The following is a 15062-nucleotide window of genomic DNA, read 5'->3' as shown; positions in this document are numbered from 1 at the left end:
TACTGGGACTTTTTATCTATAACGAAGGGGTGAATTACCTATGTCAGTTTTCACAAAATGGGCTTTTCAGAACAAAGCCGCTGTCTCTTTGATCACGATTTTAGTATTAATCATTGGAGTTATCAGCTATTTTAGGTTACCGATGGAGTTCCTGCCATCAGCAGACAATCCGCAAATCACCATTATTACAATGGGTCAGGGTACCGATTCCAAAACAATGGAAAATGATGTTACTACTCCCATAGAGCGGGCTGTTACCGGAATTAAGGGGAAGAATTCGGTTTACAGCTCAACAGGAGACGGCTTTTCAAAGGTCGATTTATTCTTTGAAGCTGGTTCTGACATGAAACAGGCAAAATTAGATGTACAAGAGGCATTAACCCATGTGGCACTTCCAGCATACATATCAAAGCCAATCATTTCGCAGCTAAATACCTCTATGATTCCGATCTCCAACATCGCTGTAACCTTTAAAGATGGCCTCACCACCGAAAACCTGGATTTAGTAAAAGAAAAGATTGAACCCATGTACAAAGATATTGACGGTGTTGCCCAAGTTCAAACCTATGGACTGGTTGACCCTGTTATCTCTGTAAAGATTGACAATCAAAAGTTAGCACAAAATCAAATCTCTCTCCAAAGTATACTGGGAATTCTTCAAGGTCAAAACACCGCTCTTGCCATTGGCGAAAAGAATATTGACGGAAAAACAAGTAATATTAAAGTGATTGGCGACTTATCAAGTCTCGAAAAACTAAAAAAACTGCCAGTCGCAGCGAATGTTACGCTTGAGGATATCTCCTCTATAGAGGAAACAAAACAATCCAATTTTCTTAACCGCTTCGACGGAAAAGAAGCTTTAAGTATCAGTATTACAAAGGACAGTCATTCAAACGCCGTAACCATCAGTAAAGAAATTGAAAAAGTAACAAAAGAAATTAACAAAAAATTCGCTTCCCAAGAGTCTACCATCTATGTGGCCTCAGCGGATATGGTTGAAACATCGGTTCAAACGATGATGAAAGAAGTTCTTCTGGGTGCTTTATTTGCTACGATTGTGATCATGATCTTTTTACGTAATATCCGAACAACGTTTATTACGATTGTATCCATTCCGCTATCGCTTTGTTTTACTTTGTTCCTACTGTCACGTTCCGGCGTAACATTAAACATTTTAACACTAGGCGGTGTTGCGGTTGCCGTTGGGCGGCTTGTGGACGACAGTATCGTGGTCATTGAAAATATTTACCGCAAAATGCAAACAGAGAAATTCTCGGTTCAAATGGTGATTGATGCAACAAAACAAGTCGGAGTAGCAATTACCGCATCTACGTTAACAACGGTTGCGGTATTCCTGCCAATGAGTTTACTAAACGGCGGCCTTCAGGAATTCCTTTTACCCTTTGCCTTAACAGTTACCTATTCCCTGCTTGCTTCCCTTTTGGTTGCATTAACATTGGTACCTCTAATGAGTGCTGGTTTGTTGAAAAACACTAAACTTCCAGAACATAAACCAGCAGTACGTTTTCCGAAAATGGTCAAATGGTCATTGAATCATAAATGGGTTGTATTTACGGTTAGCTTCCTGCTGTTTGTCGGTTCAATCGGTACGTACTTCGCTATACCGAAGGGTGCGGTTGATCATTCTTCAGCAGATTTTATTACAGCTACCTTGAAATATCCAAATGAAACACCATTTGAAAAGGTAAAGGAAAAGGCAATACAGCTTGAAAATACAATATCTGAAATGGATGAGGTTGACTATATTTTTAACCAAGTAGGTTCTTCAGCTGATTCCGCTCAATTTGGCCAAATTGGCTCTCCAACCGAAGCCGTTATCAGTATCATGTTAAAGGATAAAGACGATACCGATAAGGTTCTGAAAGAAATTGAAACAAAAAAGGACGACTATAAGGATGCTGTATTAGAAGTCGCTACAGCTTCGTTTATGATGGGTGGAGCTGGCACCTCTATTACCATTGATGTGATTGGTGAGGATATCAATCAACTAGAAACAACAGCAAACAATATTAAAGCAAAAGTTTCGGAAATTGACGGTGTTGAAAAAGTAACAACCAATCAAGATGAAAAGAAAACCGTCTACTCTCTAGTTGTGGACCCTGCAAAAGGAAATACACAGGAGATTGCCCAGCAGCTTGGTGTCATGTTAAATCAGACGCCATTTGGATCGATCATGGTTAATGAAAAGGAAACGACCGTTGTACTCGAACCACTGCTAAACATCAAAACAGAAAACGATTTGAAAAATATTTCGATCATGACACAAAGTGGAATGGTACCTGTTTCGGAAGTTGCAACATTAAAGGTGGATGAATCCTCAACCAGCCAATTCCATAAAGATGGAGAAACCTACCTCCGCGTCATAGCAACCGTCGACCCTGCCAAGCTCTCTGAGATTTCAACAAAGATTAACCTAGAAGTGCTTGGTGATCAAAAGGGAAATAAAGGAATCGAGATTCCTAAAGATGTTGAAATTTTGATTGGTGGAGCAAGTGCCCAGCAAATGGAGGATTTCACCGATCTGTTCTTAACGATGCTGGTTTCCATCGGCATTGTGTTCTTGATAATGGTAATCACATTTAAGTCAATTAAAGCACCGATTGCGATCTTAACCTCCCTTCCGCTTGCTGCTATCGGAGCGATTTTAGGAATCTTAATCAGCCGGATTTCAGTCGATATTACCGCCCTGCTTGGCGCACTAATGCTTATTGGAATTGTCGTAACAAATGCAATTGTTCTAATTGACCGTGTTAGACAAAACGAGGAGAATATGAGTATTCGTGAAGCAATTATTGAAGCGGCTGCTACTAGAATGAGACCGATCATGATGACAGCAGTCGCAACCATATGTGCAATGATACCGCTCTTGTTCAAAGAATCTCAGACAGGAAGCTTGGTTTCACAAAGCTTAGCGGTAGTCGTAATTGGCGGGCTGGCACTCGCAACACTCTTGACGTTAATTGTCATCCCATGCGTATATGAATTATTGTATTTTAAAAAGTCAAAGAAACAGAGATTGTCAAAATCTGCTGATCAATCTATTCAAATATAATCTTCAATAAAAAGCCGAAACCCTGCAACAATGAATGATTCTTGCAGGGTTTTGGTTTTACAAATATTAATTTTTCACGATCAATGGCCCTTTGATTACCTGCATGATGTCAGAAGCTGGCAGATTATGTTCGAGTAGTTGAACAATGACTTTCATGTAGCGGTGGATATGAGAGAAATATTTTTTGTAGCCTGCACATAAATAATTTAAACCAGGCTCTCCTTCCTCTGTGAGAAGGAAACGGTGTTTCGGACATTCTCCATGGCATGCAAAACGTACTTCACAGCTTTGACATTGCTTTGGCAAGGAATCTCTTTTCACGTTTCCAAAGTCCTTTTGCTGTGGTGAACTCATCATTTTCTTTAACGAATCTTCGGAGATATTTCCTAGTTTATATTCTGGGTACATAAAATGATCACATGAGTATACGTCTCCTGTGTGTTCGATCATTCCTGCATTTCCGCATGTTCCTGAAAATAAACAAATAGGTGAAGGAAGACCCAGCCAAGAAGCAAGTGCCCATTCAAAATTCATTACGTGAACTTTCCCAACATCATTGGTCACCCATTCATCAAATACCTCAATTAGAAAATCCCCATATTGCAGAGAGCCAACCGTCCACGGAGAAACTGCCTTCTGTGCCTCAACTTGAGTTAATGACGGCGGCGTTGCATGCCGGAGCCCTAATTTCAACGCTTTTGTATCAGGCAATCGTTCCACGATAGGGATAAATTGCATATATTGAACGCCTAACTCTTTAAAATATCGATAGATTTCGAGTGCCCGTGGTGCAGATTCTTTTGTCACACAGGTGAGAACATTGTAACTTACGTTGTAAGTTTGCAAGAGTGATAGACCACGCAGCACTTGTTCTGAAGTCGGTTTTCCCCCACGATTCACTCTGTAATAATCATGAATCTCTGGAGGGCCATCGATGCTCAAACCAACAAGAAAGTCATTTTCTGCTAGAAATTTACACCATTCATCATTTAGCAGCGTACCATTTGTTTGTAAGGAATTAGTTATTTTTTTGTTACCACCATACTTTTTCTGGAACTGAACAACTTTTTTAAAAAAATCAAGCCCCATTAAGGTCGGTTCTCCCCCTTGCCAAACAAAAGGTATTTCCGGGGCTTTTTGTGATTTTATGTAATTTTGGACAAAATTTTCTAATGTCGTATCAGACATCTTATAGCTAGGTTGTCCTGGAAACAGGGCTTCCTTCTCTGTATAAAAGCAATAATGGCAATCCAAATTACAAAGCGGGCCACTTGGTTTTGCAATTATATGAAAATTATCTTCTCGTAGTTTTAATAGATTCATTTTGTCTCCCCCGTTTCATCTTACCCCTAATGGATAAGGTACAAAGACACTGCCTTTGTACCTTATTATCCTTTATAAATTATGGAATTGTTACAACAGCTGCTTCTTCAAATGTATAAACCGCTTTCTGGATTTTTCCTGTATAAGGGAATGCCCCTTGGTTTTTATACTCTGGGCTAACTGGGTACAGCAAGTCTTCACCAATGTCTAAGCCTTCAAAGGATACTTTGAAAGGCAGCATTTTTATTTGTATCTGCCCAACATTTTCTTCATTAACATACAGGGTGCCGGTTCCCTCATTCGCAGCTGTTTTATCAAATTGGAAACGCAGTGTCATCTTTCCTTCACTTAGCTCTTTACTAGAAACCATTTTATAACGGGCAAATCCAGAATTATGTTCATAGATTAAATGATTGTCCTTCACATAGAACGTATATCCACTCTTATCATTACCAAGGGCTAACAGAACTCCTTGGTCCCCTTGCTTATATTCAAATGGGATCGTAATTTCGTATGAACGATTGATTGTGAAAGGTGCTGCCGATTCACTTAAGTGTGTCATTTCTGGATATAACGTGAATGTTTTTCTTGCTCGCGGTGAATCTGCCGGCAGATTGGCTAATGAATTTAGAAAATGTTCGGTAAGCGGCAGGACTTTATTTGCCTTTGCTTCCTTCTCCCATATTTTTATTAGCTTTTCTAATCGTTTTGGTTCTTTGTCTGCAAGATTGTTCAATTCCGAGAAATCCTCATCCACATGGTAGAGCTCCCAGACATCATCTTCAAACGGCTGACCTTTTTTATGGAAGGCAATGGCTTTCCAGCCCTCATGATAGATTGTTCGATTTCCGGTAATTTCAAAATACTGTGTCTTCTTTTTAGATTTGGCATTGCCGTCTTTGAAAGTATAAGCAAAGCTTGTCCCAGTGACCGGCATTTGGTCGACTCCTTTTATGGTTTTAGGAGACTTGATTCCAAGGACATCATAAACCGTTGGCGTAATATCACTGACATGAGTAAACTGAGATCTTACTTTTCCTTTCTCTTCATCCTCGATCCCTGCAGGCCAATGTACAATCATCGGTGTCCTGATCCCACCTGCATAGGTTGTACTTTTCACCATTTTAAATGGAGTATTGCTCACTTGAGCCCATCCTGCAGGATAATCTGCATTCGTTGATTCCCCTCCGATTTCATCGAGATTACCTTGCACCGTCTCGAAATCCTCCTGCATCGCATTGTAGGCAATCGCTTGGTTGGTAGCACCATTTGAACCGCCAATTGAGCTGGCACCGTTATCTGATATTAACACAATCATCGTATCGTCTAGTTCCCCAGTTTTCTCTAGAACATCCACCATTTTTCCAACTTGTTCATCCGTATGCGTTAAAAACCCAGCATAGGTTTCCATGAAACGCGTATAGACTTCCTTCTGTTCCTCAGATAGTTCTTCCCAAGGTTGGACACCTGGATTTGGCGGAGCTATTTCAGCATCCTTAGGAATAAGACCGATTTCCTTTTGTTTTTCAAAGCGTTCTTTCCGTATTTCTTCCCAGCCTGCATCATAAACCCCATCGTACTGGTCTATGTATTCTTGTGGCACCTGGTGCGGCATATGTTGTGCCCCAAAACCTAGATACATAAAAAATGGCTTATCTGGTTGAGTAGATACATGGTCGATAATATACTGATTGCCCTTTTCGACTATCGCTTTTGAATAATGAAAGTCTTCATTGATAGGTGTTTCAATATGGGTATTATCCTCTACTAACTCTGGACGGTATTGGTCCGAGGAATCTTCAAGATTCCCAAAATAGCGTTGGAACCCCTTTCCCAAAGGCCAATTATGATACGGCCCCGCTGGCGTAACTTCTGCAGTCGGTAGAATATGCCACTTCCCAAGTGCGTAGTTCGTAAAATTATTTTCAGAGAGTACTTCTGCAACGGTTCCCGCTTCAGGGACTAATTCACCTCTTCGATTTGGAAAACTTGGACCAAAGTCAAAGTTAGAAACATGCCCCATTCCGACAGCATGACTATTTCTTCCAGTTAACAGCGAAGCCCTGGTTGGCGAACAAACTGGTGTCACATGAAAGTTATTGTACCGAAGTCCATTTTCAGCTAATCGGTCAATGTTCGGAGTCTTAATTTCAGAACCGTAAGCACCTAAATCTGAATATCCCGAGTCATCCAAAACAATGTAGATGACATTTGGATTTTCCCCTTGTGCCTCTTCCTTCACATGCTTCTTATTATTGGCAGATTTATCTGAATTCGAATCTGCCTTTACCACTTTTTCTCCGGCAAAGTTCGCCGAGCAGCCAGCCATCATCGATAAAGCAGATCCAAAAAGTGTTGCTTTAAAGAGATGTGGAAATTTTGACTTGAAACCATCCATCATAAAACCATACTCCCTCCCCATAACTCCAACTATCTTTTTTTATTTATAAAGAGATCTAAATTTAATTTAACGCGATACAAATATTTTTCGCTTCTGTGAAAAACTCCATGCTGTGATGGCCGCCTTCACGACCGACACCGCTCTTTTTAAAGCCGCCGAACGGAGCTCTGAGATCACGAACAAACCAGCAATTTACCCAGATCGTACCGGCACGGACGGAATGGGAAATCCGGTGAGCCCGCTTTAGATTTTCTGTCCAAACTACACCATTCAATCCATATTCTGTATCATTGGCAATGCGAAGGGCTTCTTCTTCGGTATCAAATGGGATGATTGTCACGATTGGGCCAAAAATTTCCTCTTGGCAAATACGAGACTTTGAATTTTCCTGGAGATAAACGGTTGGCTCTAAATAGTAGCCATCTTGGAGATACTCCGGTAAATCCGGGCGTTTCCCTCCATAAATTAACGTAGCATTTTCTTCTTTGGCAATCTCAAGATAACTGGTTACCTTCTTATAATGCTCTGCACTCACCACTGGTCCCATTTTAGTTTCGAAATTTTGCGGGTCGCCAACCTTTAGTTCCGTTGCGGCTTTCTTAAATTTTTCAAGAAACTCATTTAAAATCGTGCGTTGTACCAAGATTCTTGACCCTGCAAGACAGACTTGACCAGAATTCATGAACGCTGCATGAATTGATACAGGAATCGCTTTATCAAGGTTGGCATCTTCGAACACAATATTTGCAGCTTTTCCGCCTAATTCAAAAGAAACCTTCTTTAACGTGTCAGCACCGCTTTTCATGATTCGCTTCCCCGTGGCCGTTGAGCCTGTAAAGGAAACGAGATCAACTTCGGGGTGGGTGGTCAAAGCCGTTCCAACCACTCCTCCTAAGCCATGAACCACATTGACCACGCCATCTGGAATTCCAGCTTCTTTCGCAATCTCTCCTAGAAGTGAAACAGAAAGCGGGGTCATTTCAGCAGGTTTAATAACAGCTGTGTTTCCTGCTGCAAGACAAGGACCCAGTTTCCAGGTAGTCAACATGAAAGGAACATTCCAAGGAGTAATCAGTGCAGCAACCCCAACAGGTTCGTAGCGGGTATAGTTTAAATACTCTTCGCCCATTGGATACACTTCTCCGCCTTGCTGCTCCATGAAGTCAGCAAAGAATTTGATATTGTTAGCAGCACGTGGAACTTCATGGTGGACCGTAGAATGATAGGGTTTTCCTACATCGGTTGCATCTAAGCGGGCAATTTCCTCTCTTCGCTCTAGAATGATTTCAGCCATCCGACGAAGCTTCGCACAACGTTCGGCGACTGTCATCGTTCTCCACGGTCCATTTTCAAAAGCATCCCGTGCTACACGGCAAGCTCGATCCACATCTTCCTGCGATGCTTCACTGACCTTCGCAATGATCTCCTGTGTCGCAGGATTTTTCACTTCAAAAGTAGCACCATCGCTTGCTTTCACGTATTCCCCGTTTATATAAAGACCTACTTCTCTAACTCCGGTCTGAACGTTTGTCATTTTGAGACCTCATTTCTCTTTTTAACTGATTCTCCAGCGATGCCCCAATGTTCCGGTTCTAATTCGTTAATCATGATGCGGATACTTTGAACAGGAGCTTCCAGTACTTCCGAAACGACATTTGTTACTTCGCGAATCAACAGTTCCTTCTTTTCAGGTGATCGCCCTTTAAGAATATTTACCTGAATAAATGGCATAAGTACCTCTCCTTTCACACAAGATTTATTCTGTGAATACTGCCTCAACAGAACCAAGACCATCAAAGCCAGCACTGAAATGGTCACCTGGTTCAATCTTTATTGCCGCGGATAAGGAGCCGCTTAATACAACTTCTCCTGGTTGAATACTCTGACCGACTTTATACAACCGATTGGCTAACCAAGCAATTGCTCTCGCAGGATGCCCCATTACCGCCGCACCCGCACCTGTCGCAACAACTTCTCCATTTTGTCTAAACACCATTCCCATTAATTTCAAATCAAAGTCTTTCGGTGAATAGAATCTTTCTCCGATTAAAAAGCGGGAAGAAGATGAATTATCAGCAACCGCATCAGCTAAGGTAAAGCTGAACCCATGAAAACGGCTGTCAATGATTTCAACAGCTGGTGCAATATACTGAGTTGCATGAAGTACATCTCCGACGGTTACATGCGGCCCCTTCAATTCTCTGTTAAAAATAAATGCAATTTCTGGCTCCAGCTTAGCGTGGATGAAAGGTGCAAGTGAAATTTTTTCCCCTTCAAACAGCTGCATGCTTTCAAGTAAGACACCGTAAGAAGGCTCATGAACTCCCATCATTTCTTGTTTGGCTTTACTTGTTAACCCGAGTTTCCAGCCGATTCTTTTTGTGCTCTCGTCTTTTGATTTCATTTCGATTAAGCGTTCTTGTATTTGATAGGCTAACGCTTCATCCAATTCAGGATAGGCGTCAACAAACTTACTTACAGCTGTTTTTTGTTTTTCTGCCTTTAAGAGTTCAAAAGCAATTTGATCGATTATATCTGTCTTAATCATGTTCTCACCTAGTTTCTTTTTGATATCCCATCAATCAGTGTGGGATCACCTCCCGCACCAACCAAGACATTCGTTATTTTTTAAAAGACACCGTGACTGAACCTATATGAGCGAATTCTGCGGTAAAAGTGTCATTTTCCTTTATTTCAACCGCACTCGTTAACGCACCTGAAAGAATGATTTCCCCTGCTTTTAACGATACATCATACTTCCCTAGCGAATTCGCCAGCCATGCAACCGAACGAAGTGGATTGCCAAGGACAGCTGCCCCTGCTCCTGAATCTATCATTTGCCCGTTACGATAAGCGACCATACCGATATGTGTGAGATCTAAGCCATCCAGCTTTGTCGGTTTCCCTCCAATAATTGCACAAGCAGAAGAACCATTGTCTGCAACAGTGTCTTCAAACTTGATTTTCCAATCGTCAATCCGGCTGTCAATTACTTCAATGGCCGGAACAATATAATCTGTAGCTTCGATGACATCAAGGATAGAAACATTTGGTCCTTTTAAATCCTTTTTTAAAACAAAGGCAATCTCAAATTCTACTTTCGGTTGAATATAGTGTTCTAGTGAAATTTCTTCGCCTTCAACAACCATCATATCTGCTAATAAATGTCCGTAATCAGGCTGATTGACACCAAACATGTTTTGAATAGCTTTACTTGTGGCGCCGATTTTTTTCCCAACGATGATCGCTCCATTTGCAACTTTTCTACGGATAATCTCTAACTGTGTATGGTATGCTTCATCAACAGTAATTCCTGGATAAGAAACCGTTAATGGCTCGATAACCTGCTTTGTTTCCTCTGCTGCCAAAAGACGTGAGGCAGCTTCTTGAATGATTGACACACCTGATCCCTCCAATCCTTTGGGCTATACTGTTAACCCTTTTTTCTCCGCCAGTTCAACCGCAACATCTATAATCCAGTCTTCTTGGCCAGCAACAGCCTGTCTTTTCCCCAGCTCTTCCATGATTTCGGAAACACCAACACCAAACTTTTCTGCGGCATGTTTTACATGTAATAAAAAGCTGTTGTAAACCCCGGCATAGCCACTTGATAAGTTACCGCGATCAATTACGATTGGAGATTGCATAAGCGGCGCAATCTTTTCCTCTGCCGAATCCATTAATATTGCTAAACTGATTTCGGTTTCAATATTCATTTTATTGAGGACCGCAACGAGAACTTCTGTTGGTGCATTCCCAGCTCCCGCTCCTAATCCTCTTAATGTTCCATCAATTTGGTCTGCACCCGCTTCTAAAGCTGTTATAGTGTTACCAATTGCCAATCCAAGGTTATTATGAGCGTGAAAACCGACTTGAATAGACAAGGCTTCTTTTAAAGCGGACACTCTTTCACGAACGCCGCTTTGAACTAGCGCACCTGCAGAATCTACAACATAAACACAGTCGGCACCATAGGATTCCATTAACTTCGCCTGCTCACGAAGCACACTTGCAGGCTGAGTATGAGACATCATGAGGAAACCAACCGTTTCTAGTCCTAATTCTTTCGCTAATCGGAAGTACTGCTCGGTAACATCTGCTTCCGTACAATGAACCGCAATCCGGATAACAGAAATGCCAAGTTCTGCCGCTTCTCTTAACTCCTTGCTTGTCCCAATTCCCGGAACAAATAAAGAAGCAATTTTGGCTCGTTTCGCTGTTTCAACTGCCGCTTTAATCAAGTCATATTCATTATGAGTAGAAAACCCTTGCTGAATCGTCGAGCCGTTTAGACCCGAACCATGGCTCACTTCAATTACCGGTACACCGGCTTCATCTAAATCTTTTACGATGGCACGGACTTGTTCAGGCGTGTAACTATGGCTAACGGCATGATCGCCATCTCGTAGTGTAGTATCTGTCAGTCTAGGAATCTTCATCGTGTTACCTCCTTAGCAGAAAGATAATGTTTTGCATAGACATCGCCGACTTTGTACGCTGAGGCGGTCATGATATCTAAGTTCCCTGCATAGGTAGGGAAGAAATCTCCCGCTCCTATTACTTCATTCATGATAACCACTGTTGGCAAACGGCCCCATGGTGTTTCACGATAATCAATAAATGGGGTACCTTTTAATCGATAGCCTGGTACGTAGCTTGAAATCTCAGCAGCAATCGATTGTACCGATTCAATAACCGCTGCCTCATCGAATTCCTCTTTTATCACTGCATAGACGGAATTCGTCATATTAATTGGCGGTTCTGCTGGATTAAATACAGGAATGGCCCTCGCAATCTTCGCTCCGCCAATTTGTTGAACTGCATTTGCCGTTGTGCGGACAAACTCATCAACATTTTGTCTAGTTCCCGGTCCTATCGATAGACTGGCTGCTGTCGCGATGACTTCTGCATAATGAACAGGTACCACACGATTAACGGCGTTAACAAGTGGTGTCGTCGCCTGTCCTCCACATGAAATCAGATTAACGTTCATTGCTTCAAGATGATCATGCAAATTAACGGTTGGCACAACAAACGGTCCAACTGCTGCTGGAGTCATATCAATGGCCAATTTCCCTAGTTCTCGTAAGGCAGAAGCATTCAACTTATGAGCTTTCGCACTGGTTGCATCAAACACAATTTTAATCTCTGGGTCTTCTAGAATAGCCTGGATTCCATAATGACTTATGGCAATTCCCTTTTCCTTCGCTCTCGCTAGTCCTTCAGAATTTGGGTCTATCCCAGACACTAAAGCTAACTCCATGTTTCCATCATTTTTCAAAATTTTATACATCAAGTCTGTTCCAATATTGCCAGAACCTAAGATTGCTGCTTTTATTTTCGTCAAGACCATGCACCCCGCTTTCTAGTAATCAATGAATTATGGTTTTACAACTTCCTTTTCAACAGCTTCATTAGATGTAAGTGGTGTTCCTTGCGTCCACCAGGATACTGGGAATTCAGTTCCAATCCAAGTATCGCCGTTGCCCGGAACATCCTTCATTTCCCAAATCACTGGTTTCCAAGCTGGATCACTGATGATATAGCCTGCATCTCCAAATAATTCGATGCGGTTGCCTCCTGGTTCAATTACATACATACAGAATGCTTGGGAAACTCCATGTTTATTTGGTGGAACTTCAATTTTATAATCATGATCTTTAAGGAGATCAGCCACATCATAAAGGTTTTGCGGAATGCCGTACCAATAGCACAGATGATGAAGCTTTCCTTTTACACCGTTAGGCTCTTGCATATACGCAATTTCATGAACAAGATTGGAAACGCTGATCCAGCTTCCAAGAACATGCCCGTTATCTTGAATTTGTTCTCTTAAACGGAAGCCAAGATGGTCAATTAAAAAGTTCGTATCAGCACCAGGATTGGAAGTCATAAGATTAATATGATCTAAGCGGCGGACCGGGACACCTCGTTCTGGCCGTTTGGATGGCCGGTTTAATAGTTTTGAGCGCTGCTCCTCTGAGACATTGTAATATTCTACGTCCCAAAGGATTTCCATTAAATGGCCATCTGGAGTCTTAAATTGATAAGCTTTTCCATGACCTATATCTCCATCAATCCAGCCTTTCCCTAAACCCGTCTTTTCAATTTCCTCTACACGGCGCTCAAGTGCTTGCGGGGAAGTTGCACGCCAGGCAACATGACCAACTCCTGCTTGTGTTGATTCCGTGATTTTCAATGTATTATGGTAAAAATCTTCATAAGCACGAAGGTACACGGAACCACAAGAACGAGCCGTTACCTCCATTCCTAGAAATCTAGTAAAAAATTCAACGGATTGTTCCAGTTTGGGAGAAAAAATCTCCACGTGTGCAAGTTGAGCAACATCAAAAATCGGTTCTTTAAAAATAGTCATGTCCGTTCCTCCTAAATAATTCTTTTTAATTTTTTTAGTTTTGTAACATGAACCAACTATATTGACGAAATATACTGAATAGTGATACCGTTTTCATTATATCTGGTATCAAATTGTTCTTTATTTGTCGAAAACCTGATGTATGATTTAATCTTAAAGGCTAGGTAAGACGCTCACAACGTTATTGTCCCTTTATACGGGACACTTTCTGAATTTTTATATAATTTTTATAATTCGGAGGAAAATATGATACAAGAACAAGAAAAGCTGCTCTCTTCTGTAAAAAATGCGATTCGAATCCTGCGTGCTTTTAAAATGGACCAACCCCAAAAAGGGGTACGAGAGCTTGCTAAAGAACTTGGATTAGGAAAAAGCAGTGTCCAAAGAATTCTTACAACACTCGCATCAGAAGGTTTAGTACAAAAAAATAAAGAGACCAATAAATTTGAGTTAGGTCTCTCCGTTGTTGAATTAAGCTCCATTGTCCTTGGCAACATCGATCTGCACACAGAATCACGTCCGATTCTAACCGACCTTGCTAATAAATGCGGGGAAACTGCCCACCTTGCAATCTTAGATGGAAATCATGTTGTGTATTTAGACAAAATCGAGAGTAAAACCTCGAATAAAGTACCATCACATTTAGGATTACATAATTTTGCTCACTGCACGAGTTCAGGAAAACTTCTTCTTGCCCATAGCGGAACCCACTTGGTCGATCTAGTCATTCAAAACGGTCTTAATCCGATTACGCCGTTTACCATTACAGACACAGTTCGGTTCCGAGATGAGTTGAAAACAATCTTAAAGCAAGGCTATTCGGTTAGTGTCGATGAATATACAGTCGGACGGACCTCTGTGTCGGCACCTGTTAGAGACCATACCGGAAAAGTTATTGCAGCCATTAATCTAGTTGGACCAGGGTCAAGAATATCAAAACAACGGATTCAATATTTTGCGAGTGAATTAATCCATTCCGGTAATTTAATCTCCGAGAGACTTGGATATTGGAAAAGGTAAGTTCCTTATTGACTTAGTATAGAGACGCCTAAAACTTGTCTTAAAACTTTATCGTGAACAAACTCATAAGGGAGCACTCTCTTCCATGAAAGTCGAACTCTTTCTCCTTCATAAAAAGGGCACCCTTGCCCATGAAGTAAAGTAAGCCTTCCATCAGAAACGACTGCAATATCCGTGGCCGTCTCCTGGTGAAGGCTTACGATGACTTCATAGCAGCCTGAAGCTGGCATTAAATAATAAGGATCAAGCTTTATTTCAAGCTGCTTATTTCGAAAAAAAATTCTCCCTTCTATTTGATAATCATTCCCTAGGTATGGAGCTATTTTTTCCATTTCACCACTTAAGACCAAATTACGAATGAGCGTGCTGCTGACTTTTTCCCCTTCCCACTCTATTTTATCAACTTTCATTCCCTCAATTTTCCCATTAGAATCGCATTCAATGGTATCCATATTGCCTGCTCCCCGGTGACCGTATGTAAAATCAAATCCTGCCGCCACCTTTTTTACTCCAAAATCAAGAAGGTAGGTTCGGACAAATTCTCTTGGTGGTAACGCTGCAAATTCCTTCGTAAACTCTATTAAGTAAAAATAATCGGCACCCAGTTCTTCAAAAATTCTTCGTTTTTCATTTACTGGCATAAGATAAGGGATGATACTTTTTCCATTTGTTAGAACCTCTTTTGGATGGGGAAAAAAACTCATGATAATCAAAGGGAGCCCTTGTTCTTCCGCAGCCCTTTTTGCCTCTTTTATCACCTGTTTATGCCCTAAGTGCACTCCATCAAAAAATCCTAAAGCCACTACACCAGGTTTGGTTTGTAAAAGAGTTTGTTCGCGGTTGTTGCTTGTCACATGAATGAATTCCAA

At 41.3% G+C, this 15062-nt stretch carries 12 protein-coding genes; 2 read left to right on the top strand and 10 right to left on the bottom strand.

What is annotated here, in order from left to right:
• The first annotated feature begins 40 nt into the window (after positions 1-40).
• The gene (locus tag SFC47_RS06150) at positions 41-3073 is read left to right on the top strand and encodes an efflux RND transporter permease subunit (RefSeq protein WP_411253356.1); all 3033 of its coding nucleotides are present in this window, start codon (positions 41-43) and stop codon (positions 3071-3073) included.
• Positions 3074-3139: 66 nt separating this feature from the next.
• Here the strand turns inward: SFC47_RS06150 and SFC47_RS06145 are convergent, their stop codons facing one another.
• From SFC47_RS06145 to SFC47_RS06105, 9 genes are all read right to left on the bottom strand, one after another.
• A complete protein-coding gene (locus SFC47_RS06145) occupies positions 3140-4396 on the bottom strand; it encodes an anaerobic sulfatase maturase (protein ID WP_411253355.1) in 1257 nt (418 codons plus the stop codon).
• Between the two features lie 79 nt (positions 4397-4475).
• Positions 4476-6797 (bottom strand): arylsulfatase, encoded by a 2322-nt coding sequence (locus tag SFC47_RS06140; protein ID WP_411253354.1) that lies wholly within the window; start codon positions 6795-6797, stop codon positions 4476-4478.
• Positions 6798-6858: 61 nt separating this feature from the next.
• Entirely contained in the window at positions 6859-8331 is a 1473-nt protein-coding gene (locus SFC47_RS06135) for an aldehyde dehydrogenase (RefSeq protein ID WP_411253353.1), read from the bottom strand.
• A complete protein-coding gene (locus SFC47_RS06130; RefSeq protein WP_411253352.1) occupies positions 8328-8528 on the bottom strand; it encodes a 2-hydroxymuconate tautomerase in 201 nt (66 codons plus the stop codon). Before SFC47_RS06130 ends, SFC47_RS06135 begins: the two co-directional genes overlap by 4 nt.
• Positions 8529-8553: 25 nt before the next feature.
• Positions 8554-9345, bottom strand: a complete 792-nt coding sequence (locus SFC47_RS06125; protein ID WP_411253351.1) for a 2-keto-4-pentenoate hydratase — start codon at positions 9343-9345, stop codon at positions 8554-8556.
• Between the two features lie 73 nt (positions 9346-9418).
• Positions 9419-10198: a 2-keto-4-pentenoate hydratase gene (locus SFC47_RS06120; protein ID WP_411253350.1), complete on the bottom strand. Its 780-nt coding sequence runs from the start codon at positions 10196-10198 to the stop codon at positions 9419-9421.
• Positions 10199-10222: 24 nt separating this feature from the next.
• Positions 10223-11236 (bottom strand): 4-hydroxy-2-oxovalerate aldolase, encoded by a 1014-nt coding sequence (gene dmpG, locus SFC47_RS06115; protein WP_411253349.1) that lies wholly within the window; start codon positions 11234-11236, stop codon positions 10223-10225.
• The gene (locus SFC47_RS06110; RefSeq protein ID WP_411253348.1) at positions 11233-12144 is read right to left on the bottom strand and encodes an acetaldehyde dehydrogenase (acetylating); all 912 of its coding nucleotides are present in this window, start codon (positions 12142-12144) and stop codon (positions 11233-11235) included. The genes dmpG and SFC47_RS06110 overlap by 4 nt, the downstream gene beginning before the upstream one ends.
• A gap of 33 nt (positions 12145-12177) precedes the next feature.
• A complete protein-coding gene (locus tag SFC47_RS06105; protein ID WP_411253347.1) occupies positions 12178-13173 on the bottom strand; it encodes a catechol 2,3-dioxygenase in 996 nt (331 codons plus the stop codon).
• A gap of 246 nt (positions 13174-13419) precedes the next feature.
• Between SFC47_RS06105 and SFC47_RS06100 the strand changes: the two genes are divergently transcribed.
• Complete coding sequence (locus SFC47_RS06100) at positions 13420-14193, top strand: IclR family transcriptional regulator (RefSeq protein WP_411253346.1); 774 nt, start codon at positions 13420-13422, stop codon at positions 14191-14193.
• Positions 14194-14198: 5 nt separating this feature from the next.
• On the opposite strand, the gene SFC47_RS06095 is transcribed toward SFC47_RS06100, so the two are convergent.
• Positions 14199-15062, bottom strand: coding sequence for an adenylyltransferase/cytidyltransferase family protein (locus SFC47_RS06095; RefSeq protein WP_411253345.1), 864 nt, complete (start codon positions 15060-15062; stop codon positions 14199-14201).

This window comes from Neobacillus niacini, from assembly GCF_046591715.1.
Lineage (GTDB): Bacteria > Bacillota > Bacilli > Bacillales > Cytobacillaceae > Neobacillus > Neobacillus niacini_L.
This window is presented reverse-complemented; position numbering and strand designations above follow the sequence as displayed.